The sequence below is a fragment of the Roseateles sp. GW821-FHT02E12 genome (genome assembly GCF_059421665.1).
In genome coordinates, this window is record NZ_JBWKVK010000001.1 from 815476 (window position 1) to 832578 (window position 17103).

A 17103-nucleotide genomic window follows, 5' to 3' on the forward strand; every position below is an offset into this window, starting at 1 on the left:
TGCCCTCAGCCGCGGCGCTTGCCGCTGTCGTGCACCACTTCGCCATCGGACTTGGTGAACGGCGGCAACGGCTCGACCGGCAGCAACTCCAGCACCGCCTCCGAAGGCCGGCACAGCGCGGTGCCCAGCGGCGTGACGACGATGGGGCGGTTCAGCAGCACGGGATGCTGCTGGATCGCATCCAGCAGCGCGTCGTCACTGAGCGCCGGATCGGCCAGGCCGAGTTCGGTGAAGACGGCCTCCTTCTCGCGCAACAGCGCGCGCAAGGGCTGGCCGGTGGCGGTCGCCAGCGCGCGGATCTCGTCGCGGCTGGGTAGGGCGCTCATGTACTCGACGATGCGTGGCTCCAGGCCCGCATGGCGGATCAGCGCGAGCACGTTGCGCGAGGTGCCGCACTTGGGGTTGTGGAAGATCGTGATGTCGCTCATGGCGCCACCTTAGCGTGCGCCGCAATCCACGCATCGATGCGCTTCTCCAGCAGCGACAGCGGCAACGAGCCCGCGCCCAGCACCTGGTCGTGGAAGGCCGCGAGGCTGAACTTCGGGCCCAGCTTCTGCTCGGCGCGGCGGCGCAGCTCCTGGATCTTCAGCGCGCCGATCTTGTAGCCCAGGGCCTGGCCGGGCCAGGCGAGGTAGCGGTCGATCTGCGACGTCGCCTGCTGGTCGCTGGCGCCGGTCACGTCCTTCCAGTAGGCCAGGGCCTGGTCGCGGCTCCAGCCCTTGGCGTGCAGGCCGGTGTCGATGACGAGACGGGCGGCGCGGCTGATCTCCAGGCGCAGCATGCCGGCATAGGCTACGGGGTCGCCGGCATACAGGCCCAGCTCATGGCCCAGGGTCTCGGCGTAGAGCGCCCACCCTTCGCCATAGGCGTTGATCCAGGTGCGGCGGCGGAACTCGGGCAGTTGCGGCATCTCGAGCTGGCGTGCGAGATGGAAGTGGTGGCCGGGCTGGCCCTCGTGCAGGAACAGCGCCGTCATCGTCGCCACGCTGTAGATCTGGGGATCGGTGATGACGGCCCAGAACACGCCCGGCGCGCTGCCATCGGCCTGGCCCAGGGTGTAGTGGTCCGACGCGGTTGCGCGCGTCAGCTCGGGTTCGGCGCGGATGTCCAGCGGCATGCGCGGCAACTGGCCGAAGAGCTTGGGCAACTGCGGCTCGATGCGAGCGTTGATGGCGCGGTAGCGGTCGAGGATCTCGGCCTCGGTCTTGAAGGGCAGGAAGCGCGCATCCGTGCGCGCCCAGGCGAGCAGGCCGCCGTTCTTCAGCGGGTCACCCGTGTAGCCAAGCTGGGGCGCCAGGCGCGTGATCTCGCCCTGGATGCGCGCAACCTCCTGCAGGCCGAGCTGGTGCACCTGCTCGGGCGTGAAGTCGGTGGTCGTCTGCTCGCGCACCAGGTGGCGGTACCAGGCGGGGCCCTGGGGCAGGGCGCTCACGCCGATGGCGTCGCGGCGCGCGGCGGGCAGGTAGTCGGCCTGCACGAAAGCCAGCAGCCGCTGCAGGGCCGGCACGGTGCGCTCGGCCACTTCGCGACGGTAGGCGTCGGCGATGCGGCGGGCATCGTCGGGCGCCAGGCTTTCCGCAAGGGCACGGGCGGGTGCGGCGAAGGGGTTGCGTGCGAGGTCGGGCTCGGCGAGGTCTCGCAGCAGCGGCAGCGTGGCCTCGACGACAGGCCTCGACTGCACGACGCCGCGCTTCATGCCTTCACGCATGTTGGTGATGGCCTGGTCGCACCAGGCAGGCAGAGCGGCGATGCGCTTGAGGTAGGCATCCAGCTGGGCGGCCGTCTTCAATGGCTGCTCGGCCTGGCCGCTGGAGAAGATGGCGAGCTGCAGGGGCACGGCGTCCATCTGCTGCAGGGGCAGCAGATGGTCGGGAAAGCGCTCGAAGGCCAGCCGCCCGCGCAGGCTGCGCTCCAGCAGCTCGCGGGTCAGGCGTTGGTCGGCCGGCAACGCTTTGGCGGGCACAGCGGCCAGTTCCTTCAGGAAGCCGCGGTAGGCGGCGAAGCGGCGTGTCCGCTCGGCCGGGGCCAGAGTCAGCACAAGCTGGTCGTCGAAGCGGTTGTCGCCGCTCAACGTCGCCGTCAGGGGGTCGAAGCGGGACTGGGCGTCGTAGTAGCGCGTGGCCAGGTCGGCCAGGCGCTGCGAGGGGGTTGCCGCCTGGGCCGGCAAAGCCAGAGCGAGGGCGAAGGTCAGGGCAAGCAGGCGCATGGTGACGGCGGGCGGATTCGTTTGGAGGAGCGATTCTGCGAGCCGCTGCCGCCAAGACCTGGCAGCAGCCCATGTCGGCCCCCAAGCCGGCCCACAATCGCGCCGCTGACTTTTCTCACCCGCAATGCGCCACACCCCGACCGCCCTGCTGCTGACCGCCGCCCTCCTAGCCTTGAGCGCCTGCCAGCGCGTCAACGACGTGCCCGCCGCGCTGCCGGCCGCGTCCGCACCGCAGGACACCAACGCCACGGCCAAGCTGCGCGAGGAGGCCGACGGCCTCTTGTCCCTGCACCGCCAGATCGTCGTGCTGATGGACGGCGAGGCCGCGCTGCCGCCCACCCAGCGCCGCGCGGTGCAGTCGCTAGGGCAGCAGCTCTTCCACGAACTGTTGCAGCGCCAACAGCGGCTGGCCGACGCCGCCCTCAAACCCGAGGCGCTGGAAGCCACGGCCGCGCTGCTGACGCGCATCGAGGCCGAGCCGAGCTGGTTCGACGCCGACCGCCTCGCCTTCAAGGAGGTGCTGGGCCAGCTGGCCGCCGGCCTGAAGAACGCGCAGACGCTGGACGGCATCAAGCTCGCCCGCCACGCGCAGGATGACCTGGACACGCTGGCCGAGGTGGAGAAGGCCTATGAGCAGGAGCTGAAGGAGGTGTTCGGCGGCTTTGCCAAGCGCGGCATCGAGCTGAAGCGCGAGCGCTGGACGGACTACGTCGCCAAGCTGAAGGCGCTGCACACGCGCGAGTCCGTCATGAAGCAGCACGGCGCCCAGCTGCCCGCCGCTGCCGACCTGGCGCCCGAGCCACCGGCATCAGGCGCCATGCGCGGCGTGGCCGCCAAGGAGCGCGAGGTCTTTGGCGACAAGCTGCCGCCCAAGACCGTGCTGCTGACCTTCGACGACGGCCCGCATGCGCGCTACACCGACGAGATCCTGGAGATCCTGAAGCGCTACAACGCCCCGGCCGTGTTCTTTCAGCTCGGCCAGAACCTCGGCAAGCTGGACGCCGCCGGCAAGGTGCAGCCGGGCAACGGCAGCGCCGTGGCCAAGCGGGTGCTGGCTGCCGGCCACCAGCTCGCCAACCACAGCTTCACGCATGGGCTGATGAGCAAGTTCGAGCTGGTCAAGGTCAAGGAAGAAGCCGCCAACACGGAGGCGCTGCTGGATGCGGCGGGTCGCAATGGCGACGCCCTGTTTCGCTTTCCTTATGGCGCTCGCAATGATGGCGCGCTGACCACCATCGAGGCGCTGAAACTACGCTCGATGATGTGGAACGTCGACTCGCTGGACTGGAGCGATCCCATCCCCAAGAGCATCGCCGCGCGGGTGATGGCCGAGCTGGACAAGCAGCAGCGCGGCATCGTGCTCTTCCACGACATCCACGCCCGCACCGTGCAGGCGCTGCCGCTGGTGCTGGACCAGCTCGCCGCCGAGGGCTGGCGCTTCGCGAGCTTCAAGGACGGGCAGTTCGTCGTGTCCGCCGAGCGCACCGCTGCCGCCGCGCCGCCGCCCGCGCCGGGTGAGCTGTACCGCGAGAGCCACGCGCTGGTCATCGGCATCAACCAATACACGGCCTGGCCCAAGCTCTCGCATGCGGTGCGCGACGCGCAGGCCGTGCGCGAATCGCTGGTCACGCGCTTCGGTTTCCACGCCGACAACGTCACGCTGCTGACCGACGCCGAGGCCACGCGGGCCAACATCCTGAAGGCGCTCAACGAGCGCTTCGGGGACGCCAAGCGCGTGAAGCGCGACGACCGCGTGTTCGTCTTCTTCGCCGGCCACGGCAGCACACGCAAGCTGCCCAGCGGCCGCGAAGTGGGCTACATCGTGCCGGTGGACGCAGGGCTGAACGACCTGCAGGCCGACGCCATCGCCATGCCCCAGCTGCAGGAAGTGGCCGAGGCCATCACGGCCAAGCACGCGCTCTTCGTTATCGACGCCTGCTACTCGGGCCTGGGCCTGACCCGGGGCGGCTCAGCCGCGGCGGACAGCAACTTCGCCCGCACCAACGCCCGCCGCGTCGGCCGTCAGATGATGACCGCCGGCGGTGCCGACCAGCAGGTGGCCGACGACGGCCCGGGCGGCCATTCGGTGTTCACCTGGACGCTGCTGCAGGCGCTGAACGGCAAGGCCGACCTGAACGGCGACGGCCTCATCACTGCCACCGAGCTGGCCGCCTACGTCGCGCCCGCCGTGTCCGCCATCGCCCACCAGACGCCCGCCTTCGGCAGCCTGCCGGGCAGCGAGGGTGGCGAGTTCATCTTCGAGCTGCCGACTGCGCAGGAACCGGGCTTGAGCGGCGCCGTGGCCCAGCTGGACGACAAGGCCAGCCAGTTCGCCGCCAAGCTGGACGAAGCCAGCAACGCCGGCCGCCAGGTTTCGGTAGCGGCCAGTGGCGCAGCGAGCGGCGTGCAGGTCACTATCAAGGGACTGGACGGGAAGGACCAGGCCCTGGCCGCCACCACCGCCCGTGTGGACCCGGGCGCCCGTGTGGCCGCCCAACGCGCCAACGACCGCGGCCTGCAGCTCTACCGCGAGCGCCGCTACGACGACGCCGAAGCGGCGTTCAAGGAGGCGCTGCAGCTGCAATCGAAGTTCGCGCTGGCGGCCAACAACCTGGGCTTTGTGCTGTACCGGCGCGGCAAGTTTGCCGAAGCTGCCACATGGTTCGAGAAGGCCGTGGACATGGACGCCAGCCGGGCGCTGGCCTGGCTCAACCTCGGCGATGCAAGGCTGCAGGCCGGCGACGAGGGCAAGGCCATGGCGGCCTACAAGACCTTCCTGGAACTGGCGCCCAAGCATGCGAGGGCGGCGGAGGTGCAGGGGTGGATTGCGAATCCATCGGAGGGGACGCGGCCGAAGCCGTTGTGAATCGGCAGCGCTAGCTGCGTTGTTGACACCTGTTCCCAAACGGGGAACAATCCATCTATGTCCCAATTTGGGACCAACACGGAGGCAGCCATGTCAACGGAGAAGTTGCTTCATGAGAATCATTGGCCAAGGGCTTCTGAGTGCCTTCTGTGAAGAACACGCCGACTGCCGCAAGTGGATTGCGAACTGGCTTCGCGATGTCAAACAGCTCGCTTGGAAGACGCCTCAGGACGTCAAGTTGCGTTACCCATCTGCGAGCTTCCTTGTAGACAACGTCGTGATCTTTAACGTGCGGGGCAACGAATACAGACTTGAAACGCAGGTTGCCTTTGGCATCGGCGTCGTTGCAATCAAGTGGATCGGTACTCACGCTGAGTACGACAAGAGGAAGTTCTAGGAAATGACGTACAGAGTCCTTAGGACTGAGGCTGAGCATCAGCAAACGCTTCACGAGGCTGAAGCTCTTGTTGCGCTCGACCCCGCGCCCGGCACGAACGACGCGGAGCGTCTGGAACTCCTTACCCTCCTCATTGAAGACTATGAGAAGCGCACCTTCACTTTTGAGGTACTGGATCCACTCGACGTCATAGAGTTTCGAATGGCCGAGCAAGGTCTTCGCCAAAAGGACCTGATCTCGATGATCGGCAGCCGCAGCCGCGTTTCTGAAGTGCTGGCAGGGAAGCGTCCATTGACCGTTCAAATGATTCGGGCTCTCTCCGTCGGGCTGGGCGTGTCTGCTGATGCGCTCATTGGTGTAGAGCCTCATCGAACGTCGTCACTCACTCCTGCCGCCGCAGCGGAAATTGACTGGAAACAGTTCCCGTATGGGGAGATGGAGCGCCGAGGTTGGTTCAACGGCGTACGAGTGTCAGGGGCGACGACAGCGGAGCGCCTCCAATCATTCCTTAAGCAAGTTCTTCCGAAGGAGTCTGCGGAGGTGCTCTTCCGTCGCCGATTTCTGGGTGTCGAGATCGACGACAAGTCGTATTACTCGACGTTGGCCTGGACCGCGCGGGTGCTAATGCGAGCGCGCGAAGTGAGTGGATCGTTGGCTTCGTTCGATCCGGCGAAGATCACTACTGACACGCTACGCGATTTGGCACGCCTGAGCTGGCTGGCCAATGGCCCTGTCCTGGCCGTCGAATTCCTCGCAAAGCTCGGAATCGTCGTTGTGGTTGAAAAGCGGCTGAGGAACGCCGTCATCGACGGCGCGGCGCTGATGTCCGAAGCCGGTCGGCCAGTCATTGGTCTAACGCTTCGCGTTGACCGCGTCGACTACTTTTGGTTCACACTTCTGCACGAAGTCGCTCATGTCTGGCGACATTTGAACGATTCGAGCGAAGCCTTCATTGATCGAGTCGAGCGTATTGCAAGCGCTGAACGTACGCCTGAAGCTAAGGAGAACGAAGCCAATCGGATCGCAAGGGACGCGCTAATCAAACGTGCCGTTTGGGAACGAAGTCCCGCGCGTTTGGCCCCCTCTCGCGAGAGCATCCAACAACTTGCCGATCATCTACATATCCACCCCGCGATCGTCGCGGGACGAGTGCAGTTCGAGACCGGGCAATACAACCAGTTTCGTGAGTTCTTAGGTCAAGGCGAAGTGCAGAAGCAATTTCAAGAGGCTTTTCCTGAGGAAGGAAGGGATGAATGAACCCCCCGCTGTATGTCCCCATCGTCAAGGGGAAATTGAATGACGTAGTCGCTATCGGAAAGCTCTCGCGCCAAGTGCGTGAACGAGTCAAACCTCTGATAGAGGCAATGCCGATCGATCCGAAGAAGCCCAGCGTTGATGAGCATGTGCACTTGCTGTGCCAGTACGTACGCAAGCATGCCCCGCTTGGCGAACTCTTCGTCGACTTCTATGGCTTGATGCCTGACGCATGTGCACCCCATCGGGCGTTGTCACGTCATGGTCCAGCACGCCGAAGTCATTGCGCGACGCCATGCGGATCTGGATGCGGCCCATGGGTGAGTCGGCCACCACCCAGTGGTCGCCCTCCTGCTCGATGTCGGCCGACGCCAGGCCCGAAGCCCAGAGGTGCAGGTTCTTGCGCTGGCAAGCGAACTCGTAGACCTTGTGCGCCAGCGCGGCGACGGTTTCGCTGACGACTTTGATTTCGCGTGGCATGGGCGGCTCCGGCGATGGTGGGAAGGTCCGACGTGGCAATTCCCGTTCCGCCGGATCTTCAAGCGCTGCGGGCAGCAAGTTCATCCTGGTCGACCCGCACGTCTAACGGACACGTCCCGCGCCCTAGAATCAGTCTTCCCGTCGCGTATCTGCTCAACGGCGCGACATCGGTGGCTGGACGCCGGCGCATTCCTCTTCGCGCCCCCAAGCCTGGCCGGCTCCCGCCGGCTGGCATCGGTCGTCATCCTCCATCAAGCGGCGAGCCCCAACCCGGACCCTCTCGAACAGCCTGTCGAGGCGGCCCACCCCACGGTGCCACGGCTCGTCCGCCCTTGCGTTGCAGCGAAGCGCTCGCTCACCGCCCGGTTCGCGGAAACCACCGAGACATCCACCCCGTCCAGGGCATGCTTCTTGCACGTCGAGAGGCATGCCATCCCTGCCCGTTTGGAGACCTCGATGAAGCGTTCTGCACCCCAGCCCGTCACGCCGCCCGCCACCACGCGCCGCGACACCCTTCGCGATGAACTGCTCGCCACCGTCGACCTGCTCAAGCGACGACGGGCCGCCGAGATCGACGCGGGTTATATCGAGGACTACGTGGCCATGCACTGGATGGAGTGGCACGGCGGCTCGCTGCGCCTGACGACGACGGGCGAGAACGTCTGCAAGCACCTGGCTTCGATACTCGCCCGCTCCACCCCGCGGCCGGCGTTCTGAGCGCCGCCCGGGGAGGCGCCGCCGTGGCCACCATCGACCCCCTGCTGCTGGCCACGGTCCGCATCGGCACGTTCCTGGGTACGAAAGGGCTGACCAGCGCCAGCGGCTTCTTCTTCCGCCGCGACGAACGGCTCTACCTCGTCAGCAGCCGCCACGTCTTCATCGACGAGCCCAGCGGCCACCACCCGGACCGTATCGAGATCGAGCTGCACCCGGACGCCGAGAACCTCGCCGACTCCATCGGCTTGTCGATGCTGCTCTACCGCGATGGCCTGGCCAACTGGCGCCAGGGCCAGGACGACGGCGGCGAGATCGACGTGGCGGTGATGGAGATCGAGGCCGACGCTCTGCCGCCCGCGGCCGCGCTGGCCGCCTTCACGCCGGAGAACCTGCCCGGTGACGACGACGAGGTCGCCATCGGCGAGCAGGTGCTGATCCCCGGTTTTCCGCTCGGCTTCCACGACGGGTTGCACCACTTCCCCGTCGTGCGGCAAGGCGCCGTGGCCTCGCCCTATGGCTGGCGCTTTCAGGGCATGGGCTGGTTCCTGACCGACGCGCGCACCCACCGCGGCATCAGCGGCGCGCCGGTGGTGGTGAGGGCGCCGGGCCGGGCGACGCTGCCCTGGCTGCTGGTGGGCATCCATTCCTCACGCCTGGACATGGGCGACCGCGACCTGGTGGCCGATGAGTCGCTGGGGCTGAACGCCTCCTGGTACCCGGACATCGTCATGACGCTGACCGAGCCTGCCGAGGATTGACCCGGACCGATGGGCCAGCCCGCATGGACACGCCGCACATCGACCTCGCCGACGAACGCCGGCTGATCGCGCTGCGGTGCGAGATCGCCGCGGCCGAGGCGACGCTGCTGACCCTGCAGGCGGCCATCCGGGAGGCCCACAGCGAACAGGGCCTGACCGCAGCGCAGGATGCACGCATCGAGAACGAGCGCCTGCTCGTGCAGAACCTGCTCGTGACCCAGGAGGCCGAAACCGCCCATGCCGCGCTGGAGGTGGCCGTCAAGGCCGCGCAGACCGACGCGCTGACGGGCCTGCGCAACCGCGAGGTGCTGTGGGACCGCCTTGCCCACGACCTGGCGCTGGCGCGCCGCCACGGCGGCCGGCTGGCGATCTACTTCCTCGACGTGAACGGCTTCAAGCAGGTGAACGACGAGTTCGGGCATGCCGTGGGCGACCTGCTGCTGCAGCATGTGGCGCGTGCGCTGACCGCCGCCGTGCGCGCCAGCGACACGGTCTGCCGCTTCGGCGGCGACGAGTTCGTCGTGCTGGCCCCGGCCAGCCGGCGCGAGGACGCCGAGCAGGTGGCCCTCAAGATCGGCCAGGCCCTGGCCGTACCCTGCGCGCTGGCCAGCCACGTGATGGCGGTGTCGGCCAGCATCGGCTTCAGCCTCTTCCCCGATGACGGCGAGTCGCCGGGGGTGCTGGTGCAAAAAGCCGACGAGGCGATGTACCGCGCCAAACGCGCCCTGGCCGCCCGGCGCTGAAGCGCTGTCGCGTGCGGCCTGTGTTCCACTTCCAGCGTGAAGTCCGAGACCCCTGAATCCTCTGCTGCCCGGCCGCCTGCGCCGGCCTTTCCCCTTCCCCAGCCCCGCCACGCCGCCCGCTTCCCCGCGGGCCTGGCGGCTGAAGACTGGGCCCGCGTGCGCCAGGCCGCCCATGCCCTGCCCCAGGTGCTGGTGCCGGCCGATTTCGACGACGGCAGCGATGACTCGCTGGACCGCCTCGGCTGCATCCAGATCTCCAGAGCCGCCGGCGGCGGGCGGCCCAGCCGCTGGATCCTGCCGGCCCACATCGCCGTCGCGATGGCGCAGCTGGACGCGACACCGCAGACCAACACGCTGCGCCCGCAGCTTCAGCAGCGCATGTCGCAGCTCGAAAGCCTGGGGCTGCGCCGCGAGGGCCTGCTGTTCACGCGGCTGTGCATGCACCCCATCCTGCTGGCCCACGAGGGCTGGCGCATCGACCTGTCGCACCGCGTGCCGGTGCCGGAAGGCCCCGTGTGGGCCTTCTTCCGCGATGGCGACGCGGCCGCGCTGCGGCATGCGCTGGGCCAGGCGCCCGAGTACTCCTACACCGCCGAGCTGGCCCTGCACCTGAACCAACTCCTCGCGCGCAGCGAGGCGATGGGCCATGCCAGCCAGCTCGCGTCGCTGCTGCCGCGGCTGCAGGCCGAGTGCGGCGTGCCCATGCCGTTCACCGACCTGAAGGCCGCGCTGACCCGTGCGCAGGACCGCTGGGAGCAGCAGGTCGAGGAGCAGGACACGCTGGCCAGCCTGGGCCGCGAACTGGCCTTCCAGGGCTACCCGGACAGCTTCGACGCCGCGCGCAAGCTGGGCCGCAAGGTCACCCTCTACCTCGGCCCGCCCAATAGCGGCAAGACGTACTCGGCCTTCGAGCGGCTGGCGCAGGCGCTGGACGGCGCCTACCTCGCGCCGCTGCGGCTGCTGGCGCTGGAGGGGCGCGACCGGCTCGTGGGCCGCGGCGTGCCCTGCTCGCTGCTGACCGGCGAGGAGAACGTGCCGGCCAACGGCGCACGGGTGGTGAGCAGCACCATCGAGATGGTCAACACGCGCGACACCATCGACGTGGCCGTCATCGACGAAGCGCAGATGATCTTCGACGACTCGCGCGGCTGGGCCTGGACGCAGGCCATCGTCGGCGTGCCGGCGCGCGAGCTCATCATCATCGCGTCGGCCTACGCCGCGCCCGCCATCGAGCGGCTGCTGCTGCTGTGCGGCGAGAAGCCCGAGCGCCGCGTGTTCGAGCGCAAGCAGCAGGTGCAGCTGATGCCCGCGCCGGTGCCGATGACGCACCTGCAGTCGGGCGACGCGGTGGTGGCCTTCAGCCGCCGCGACGTACTGATGCTGCGCGACCAGATCGCGCAGAACGGCCATGTCGTCAGCGTCATCTACGGTGCGCTGCCGCCCGAGGTGCGCCGCCGCGAGGCCGAGCGCTTTGCGGTGGGCGCCAGCCAGGTGCTGGTCGCCACCGACGCTATCGGCATGGGCCTGAACCTGCCCATCCGCCGCGTGCTGTTCTCGACGCTGACCAAGTTCGACGGCGTGGGCGACCGCGAACTCAGCGTTGGCGAGGTGCACCAGATCGCCGGCCGCGCGGGCCGCTACGGCATGCACGACGAAGGTTTCGTCAGCGTGCTGAAGGAGGCCGAGGCCGACGCGATGAAGACGCTGCGCGACCTGCTGCCCAAGGAGCCCCGCGCGCCGCGCGACTTCAAGTGCCCGGTGGCGCCCAACTGGCGCCATGTGCAGACCATCTCGGCCCGCCTGGGCGTGACCAGCCTGCACCAGGTGCTGACCGTCTTCATGCAGCAGCTGCGCCTGGACGACGCCCACTTCGAGGTGGCCGAGCTGGAGCAGATGCTGGGCCTGGCCGAGATGCTGGACCGCAACGCCGGCTCGCTGCCGCTGCAGGAGCGCTTCCGCTACGCGCAGGCGCCGGTGGACGACCGCCTGCCCCAGGTCGTCGAGCAATTCCAGGCCTGGGCCGCCAGCCACGCCCGTACCGGCAAGGCCGGCACGCCCTGGTTCCTGGACGACGTGGACGAACACAGCCGCCTGGACCGGATGGAGCAGGCGCTGCGCCAGTGCACGCTGTGGCTGTGGCTGGACCTGCGCTTCCCCGAGGTGTTCGGGCATGTCGAGGCGGTCATCGACCTGCGCTCGCGCCTGAACGACGGGATCGAGCGGCACTTGAAGGGGAAGAAGCCGTTGTGGCAGAGGCGGGGGCGGTGAGCCTTGAAGAAGGTTCTGGTCTGGCTCGTGCTCGGCCTGCCGCCGCTGCTGCTGTTGCACTGGAGTGAACGGCACGGCCACAGCGTTTCGCGCTGGGTGCTGTTCCTGTCAGCCGCGCCCTTGTTCATCGGCGCGTTTCTCAACGACGACGATGAAGACTCACGAAGCCGCGCGAGCCGCTCCGCCGGCAACTTTCTGCTTCTGGTCATGGGCCTGGGCGGCATGGCGTTCGGCATCGTCGGCTTCGCCCTGCGGGACACGCAGAGCCTGCTCGGGCTGTTTGCCTGGGTGTTTCCGGTCGGGCTGATCGTCACGGTCTTCGCCGTGGTCCGCAGTCGGTAAGGCGGGTGCACCGGGTTGCTGCGGCTCAACCTCGCAGCACGCCCAGCGAAATCAGGTCCCTCGCCGTCGCCAAGATCGCCTCCCTCGGCGGCCTGGGCACCCACCCCAGCTTCTCCCGCGCATGCGTCGCATCCTGGTGCCGCACCGTGCCCAGCTCGCTCGCCACCGCACGCAAGGTTGGGCTGACCTTCGCCAGCAGCCGCACGGCCCAGTCGGGCATGCGCCGCGTCGGCACGCGCCGCGCCTGCTCGCCCAGCTCGGTGCGCAGCACGGCCGCCACCTCGTGCAGCCAGTGGAAACCGCCGCAGGCAATGAAGCGCTCGTCGGCCATGCCGGGCGCCGTCAATGCGCGCCAGTGCAGCTCGGCCACGTCGCGCACGTCGACGATGCCAAAGCCGATGTTGGGCAGCGCTGGGATGCGGCCTTCGAGCAGGCTGCGCACGATGACGACGCTGGCCGAGTAGTCGGCACTGGCCACCGGGCCCAGCACGACGGACGGGTTGACGGTGCAGAACTCCAGCCCGCCGCCCTCGCGCGCCACCCAGTCTCGTGCGGCGCGCTCGGCCACCGTCTTGGACTGGATGTAGGGCGGGATGCCGGGTGTGGCCAGGTTCGTCCAGTCGCTCTCGGTGAAGCGGTGCTCGCCGGGGCCATGGCCGTAGGAGATGGCGGCGACGGAGGAGGTCATCACGACGCGCCGCACGCCGGCATCGCGTGCGGCCTTCAGCGCCCGCAGCGCGCCATCGCGGGCGGGCACGATGAGCTCGTTGGCATCGCGCGGCACGCCGACCGGCAGCGGCGACGCGACATGGGCCATGTGGCTGCAGCCCGCCGCCGCCTCGGCCCAGCCGGCATCAAGCATCAGCTCGGCGGCGAAGCAGCGCAGCTGATCCTTCTCTGCGCCGCGCTGCGCACCGAGCAGCTCGCGCAGCGCCGGCTCTCGCGCGAGGTCGCGCATGGTGGTGTGCACCTGCCAGCCCTCGGCCAGCAGTTGGCGGATCAGGACGCCGGCGATGTAGCCGGTGCCGCCGGTGACGAGGATGCGTTGTTGGGGCGAGTTCATGTGGCGGATTCCGTGGCGCGCGTTGGTGGCTCCGGCGCCAGGTCCAGCCGGCGACCCGTGCCCGCCTCCTCAAACACCATGCGCTCGATCTTCCATTGCCCCATGTCCTTGCGTGCTTCTACAAAGACGGTGCCCTTGCCCTTGGGGCCTTCCACGCTGAAGGAAAGGCTGGCCGCACCGCGCGGCCCGGACACCTGGATCTGCCCCATGGGAATGCCCGTCGACAGGGGTCTGCCGACGATCTCGGCGACGCGCTCATCCGTATCCAGGCGGGCCTGTGCCAGCTTGTAGGCCTCGGAGTCTTTCAGAACACCAAAGATGACGAAGACGAACGTGCAGGCCAGCACGATCGACGCCAACCAGACGATGACGCCCCACTTGGCCCAGCTGCGCTGAGTCGACTGGAACTGAGCCAGGCTGTCCCAGCGCTTGTTTCGCCACGCCCATTCGCTGCCTTTGGCGCCGAGGACGAACACGAAGAAGATGTTGACGAAGGGGACGAACATCAGCAGCGCGATCAGCGTGTTGTTGCCGATGCCCCAGATCCAGCTCAGCAGGAAGGCGCCCCAGTTCCAGCGCTGCAGTTCCGGTGGTAAAGGGGCAGCTGCGCCCTGGCCTGATGTGTTGTCGGCGTCCATACGCTCCCTGGTTGGCTTCTCAACACATTGCACCAAAAGCCGGGGCTGGTGGGCGCGCGGCAAACCCGCACCCATGACCGGCGGCACCCGCGGGCGAGTGCGAATTGCCACCTCAGCGGCGCGAGGGGACAGTCGCAGCTTTTCGAATTCGGAACCACCCCCTTGACCTCCGCCACCCTCACCGCGGGCCCCGACGCCACAAGCGACGCACGCGCCCGCCACGACCGCGCCTTCCTGGGCCACCCCATCGGCCTCGGCTGGCTGTCCTTCTGCGAGCTGTGGGAGCGCTTCAGCTACTACGGCATGCAGGCGCTGCTGGTGCTCTACCTGAGCAACTACCTGTTCATGCCCGCCAACATCGGCCACGTGGCCGGCATGGACGCTTTCCGTGCCGCCATCGAGAACGTGACCGGCCCGCGTTCGACGCAGCAGCTCGCGTCCATCGTGTTCGGCCTGTACACCGGCCTCGTCTACCTGACACCCATCTTCGGCGGCCTGCTGGCCGACCGCCTGCTGGGCCGCACCCGCACCATCGTCATCGGCGCGCTGCTGATGGCCACGGGCCACTTCCTGATGGCCTTCGAAGCCGCGCTGCTGCCGGCCCTGGCCTGCCTGCTGATGGGCGTCGGTTGCTTCAAGGGCAATATCGCGGCCCAGGTGGGTGACCTCTACGCACCGGGCGACCAACGCCGCGCCAGCGCCTTCCAGATCTTCATGCTGGCCGTGCAGATCGCCGTCATCGTCTCGCCGCTCGTGTGCGGCACGCTGGGCCAGAAGGTGGGCTGGCACTGGGGCTTCGGCGCGGCGGGCGTGGGCATGCTGATCGGCCTGTTCGTCTACCTGGCAGGCCGGCGCTGGCTGCCGCCGGAGCCCGCGCGCAGCGCGGCCAAGGCCGAAGCCCGGCCGCCGCTGGGCCGCCGCGGCGTGATGCAGGTTGTGCTGCTCGTGGCCATCCTGCCGCTGCTGATGCTGTCCATCGTCGGCAACCAGCAGTTCAACAACGCCTACCCGCTGTGGTCGCAGCAGCATATGGACATGATGGTGGGCGGCTTCGAGGTGCCAGTGAGCTGGCTGCAATCCGTTGACGCCACGGTGAGCTTTGCCACGATGCTGGGCTCGATTGCCTTCTGGTCCTGGTGGGCCAAGCGCCGCCGCGAACCCGACGAGATCACGAAGATCGCGCTCGGGTCCTTCGTCGCCGCGTGCGCGCCGGCGCTGCTGCTGATTCCGGCCTTTGCGCTGGAGGCCGGCGGCGGCAAGATCAGCATCCTCTGGACCCTCGCCTACACGCTGGTCAACGACATCGGCTTCGCCAACATCCTGCCGGTGGGGTTGGCCCTGTACTCACGCGCCGCACCCCGCGGCCTGCAGGGCGTCATGATCGGCATCTATTACCTGCACCTCTTCTTCGGCAACACCTTTGTCGGCTGGTTGGCGGGGCTGCTGGAAACCATGCCGGGCTCGCAGTTCTGGGGCCTGCACGCCGTGCTGGTGGCCGCGGCCGGCGTGGGGCTGCTGGCGGTGAAGCTGGTGTTCGGCAAGCTGCTGGCGCCGGACGAAGAGCCGGCTCGTCCCTAAACTGCACCGCATGATCACCGTCCACCACCTCAACAACTCCCGCTCGCAGCGCGTGCTCTGGCTGCTCGAAGAGCTGGGCCTGCCCTACGAGGTGAAGCGCTACGAGCGCGACGCCAAGACCTCGCTGGCACCGCCCGAGCTTCGCAAGGTCCACCCGCTGGGCAAGAGCCCCGTCATCACCGACGGCGGCCTGACCGTGGCCGAGAGCGGCGCCATCCTGGAGTACCTGGTGGACCGCTACGGCCAGGGCAAGCTGAAGCCCACGGGCGAACAGGACCTGCTGAACTACCGCTACTTCATGCACTTCGCCGAAGGCTCGGCCATGCCGCCGCTGGTGATGAAGCTGGTGTTCAACAAGATCAAGCGTTCGCCCATGCCTTTCTTCGTGAAGCCCATCGCCAAGGGCATTGCCGACAAGGTGCTGGGCAGCTTCGTGCAACCCAACATCGACGCGCAGCTGAAGTTCCTGGAGGGCGAGCTGGCCGCGCGGCCATGGTTTGCCGGCGCGGAATTCTCGGCGGCGGACGTGCAGATGAGCTTCCCCGTGGAGGCCGCAGCGGCACGTGGGGGCGACATGAGCGCTTACCCCAAGCTGCACGACTTCCTGCAGCGCATCCACGCACGGCCCGCGTACAAAAAGGCCTTGGAGCGTGGCGGCCCGTACAGCCTGATGAGCTAGGCCCTAGACTGGCCCACGGCTGCACTCCGCAGCCCCGTTCCCGTCTTGCCCCGCCGGCCTGTCGCCCGGCCGCTGTGAACCAGCGGCGCTGACCTCCCCGTGTCGCATTGCGCTCTGACACGCAGGTCACCCGGAGGGCTCTCATGCCCGGCTATGAAATCAAAGTCCAGACGCTCGCCATCGATGGCGCGACGAATCTGCAGATTCGCTCTTTGCTGGACAACGACCAGTTCGCCGACCCGGCCGGTGCGGCCGAGGCCCTGGGCATCTCGTCGGCGCAATGGCCGTTGTTCGGCCAGGTCTGGCCCTCCGGGCTGCACCTGGCCGCCGCGATGGCGGTCCGGCCCCTGACCGACGGTGAGCGCATCCTGGAGATCGGCTGCGGCCTGGCTCTGGCCAGCCTGGTGTGCCATCGCCGCGGCGCCGAGGTCACGGCCAGCGACATCCACCCGCTGGCCGGCGCCTTCCTGCTGGAGAACCTGCGCCTGAACGAACTCGCGCCGATGCGCTATTGCCATGGCGACTGGAGCGAGGACGCCGTCGCCGCTGAGGGCGGTGCGCCGCGCGTGCAGGGCCGCTTCGATCTCATCATCGGCAGCGATGTGCTCTACGAGCGCGACGACGGCGGCGCGCTGGCAGCCTTCATCGAGAAGCACGCACTGCCGAGCTGCGAGCTGCTGATCGTCGACCCCAACCGCGGCAACCGCTCAGCGTTCGGCAAGCGGATGGCGGCGCTGGGGTTTGAGTTCAGCGAGACGCTGCTGAGTGCGGAGGCGGGGAGGCCGGACTATCGAGGGCGGTTGATGCGCTTCGTGCGCAGTTGAAAGCTAGCGCACCAGGCTTTGAATCCAGCGCTCGATGACTTCGAGTTCGTCCGCCTGATCGAAGGTATGAGACCGCACCTCGTGCAGCCGGGCGCCGCGGCCGTCCGGTCCATATCCCCAGAGCGCCAGCCAACCTTCGCGGTTGTCCGCCACAAGCTCGAACCTGCGCAGCCCGCGGCTGAAGTGCGCCAGCCAGTTGCCGAAGAACTGCGTGTGCACTTCAAAGGACACCACGTCAAAGTCCGCCGACTGCAGCGTGGCGCAGAGTGCAGATCGTTCCAAGTGAATGC

17 protein-coding genes are annotated in these 17103 nt (G+C 68.0%); 12 read left to right on the forward strand and 5 right to left on the reverse strand.

Translation table 11 applies throughout. The features are described from left to right. Positions 1-5 precede the first annotated feature (5 nt). Positions 6-428, reverse strand: a complete 423-nt coding sequence (gene arsC, locus AC07V5_RS03820) for an arsenate reductase (glutaredoxin) (RefSeq protein WP_495114253.1) — start codon at positions 426-428, stop codon at positions 6-8. Next, positions 425-2206 (reverse strand): DUF885 domain-containing protein, encoded by a 1782-nt coding sequence (locus tag AC07V5_RS03825; RefSeq protein ID WP_495114254.1) that lies wholly within the window; start codon positions 2204-2206, stop codon positions 425-427. Before AC07V5_RS03825 ends, arsC begins: the two co-directional genes overlap by 4 nt. 124 nt (positions 2207-2330) lie before the next feature. On the opposite strand from AC07V5_RS03825, the gene AC07V5_RS03830 reads away from it, so the two are divergent. From AC07V5_RS03830 to AC07V5_RS03870, 9 genes are all read left to right on the forward strand, one after another. Next, positions 2331-5072 carry a polysaccharide deacetylase family protein gene (locus AC07V5_RS03830; protein WP_495114255.1) on the forward strand — a complete coding sequence of 914 codons (2742 nt, stop codon included), beginning with the start codon at positions 2331-2333 and terminating at the stop codon, positions 5070-5072. Positions 5073-5184: 112 nt separating this feature from the next. Beyond that, complete coding sequence (locus AC07V5_RS03835) at positions 5185-5469, forward strand: type II toxin-antitoxin system HigB family toxin (RefSeq protein ID WP_495114256.1); 285 nt, start codon at positions 5185-5187, stop codon at positions 5467-5469. A gap of 3 nt (positions 5470-5472) precedes the next feature. Beyond that, complete coding sequence (locus AC07V5_RS03840) at positions 5473-6726, forward strand: helix-turn-helix domain-containing protein (RefSeq protein ID WP_495114257.1); 1254 nt, start codon at positions 5473-5475, stop codon at positions 6724-6726. Then, the gene (locus AC07V5_RS03845; protein ID WP_495114258.1) at positions 6723-7181 is read left to right on the forward strand and encodes a beta family protein; all 459 of its coding nucleotides are present in this window, start codon (positions 6723-6725) and stop codon (positions 7179-7181) included. Before AC07V5_RS03840 ends, AC07V5_RS03845 begins: the two co-directional genes overlap by 4 nt. A gap of 478 nt (positions 7182-7659) precedes the next feature. Further along, on the forward strand, positions 7660-7920 hold the full coding sequence (locus AC07V5_RS03850) for a hypothetical protein (RefSeq protein ID WP_495114259.1): 261 nt from the start codon (positions 7660-7662) through the stop codon (positions 7918-7920). 23 nt (positions 7921-7943) lie between these two features. Further along, on the forward strand, positions 7944-8678 hold the full coding sequence (locus AC07V5_RS03855; protein WP_495114261.1) for a S1 family peptidase: 735 nt from the start codon (positions 7944-7946) through the stop codon (positions 8676-8678). Positions 8679-8701: 23 nt separating this feature from the next. Then, positions 8702-9421, forward strand: a complete 720-nt coding sequence (locus AC07V5_RS03860) for a GGDEF domain-containing protein (protein ID WP_495114262.1) — start codon at positions 8702-8704, stop codon at positions 9419-9421. Between the two features lie 36 nt (positions 9422-9457). Further along, complete coding sequence (locus AC07V5_RS03865; RefSeq protein WP_495114264.1) at positions 9458-11689, forward strand: helicase-related protein; 2232 nt, start codon at positions 9458-9460, stop codon at positions 11687-11689. 3 nt (positions 11690-11692) lie between these two features. Continuing rightward, the gene (locus tag AC07V5_RS03870) at positions 11693-12031 is read left to right on the forward strand and encodes a hypothetical protein (protein ID WP_495114265.1); all 339 of its coding nucleotides are present in this window, start codon (positions 11693-11695) and stop codon (positions 12029-12031) included. 25 nt (positions 12032-12056) lie between these two features. Here the strand turns inward: AC07V5_RS03870 and AC07V5_RS03875 are convergent, their stop codons facing one another. Together AC07V5_RS03875 and AC07V5_RS03880 are read right to left on the reverse strand one after the other, a co-directional pair. Further along, positions 12057-13094: an NAD-dependent epimerase/dehydratase family protein gene (locus AC07V5_RS03875; RefSeq protein ID WP_495114266.1), complete on the reverse strand. Its 1038-nt coding sequence runs from the start codon at positions 13092-13094 to the stop codon at positions 12057-12059. After that, on the reverse strand, positions 13091-13732 hold the full coding sequence (locus tag AC07V5_RS03880) for a cytochrome c oxidase assembly factor Coa1 family protein (protein ID WP_495114267.1): 642 nt from the start codon (positions 13730-13732) through the stop codon (positions 13091-13093). The genes AC07V5_RS03875 and AC07V5_RS03880 overlap by 4 nt, the downstream gene beginning before the upstream one ends. A 162-nt stretch (positions 13733-13894) precedes the next feature. Here AC07V5_RS03880 and AC07V5_RS03885 point away from each other — a divergent pair, with 162 nt between their 5' ends. The 3 genes from AC07V5_RS03885 to AC07V5_RS03895 all read left to right on the forward strand — a co-directional run bounded on the left by AC07V5_RS03885 (position 13895) and on the right by AC07V5_RS03895 (position 16813). Further along, on the forward strand, positions 13895-15310 hold the full coding sequence (locus AC07V5_RS03885) for a peptide MFS transporter (protein ID WP_495114269.1): 1416 nt from the start codon (positions 13895-13897) through the stop codon (positions 15308-15310). Positions 15311-15320: 10 nt separating this feature from the next. After that, entirely contained in the window at positions 15321-15989 is a 669-nt protein-coding gene (locus AC07V5_RS03890; RefSeq protein WP_495114270.1) for a glutathione S-transferase family protein, read from the forward strand. A gap of 143 nt (positions 15990-16132) precedes the next feature. After that, positions 16133-16813, forward strand: coding sequence for a class I SAM-dependent methyltransferase (locus AC07V5_RS03895; protein WP_495114271.1), 681 nt, complete (start codon positions 16133-16135; stop codon positions 16811-16813). Positions 16814-16816: 3 nt separating this feature from the next. Here the strand turns inward: AC07V5_RS03895 and AC07V5_RS03900 are convergent, their stop codons facing one another. Next, entirely contained in the window at positions 16817-17095 is a 279-nt protein-coding gene (locus AC07V5_RS03900) for a hypothetical protein (RefSeq protein WP_495114273.1), read from the reverse strand. Between the last annotated feature and the right edge of the window lie 8 nt (positions 17096-17103).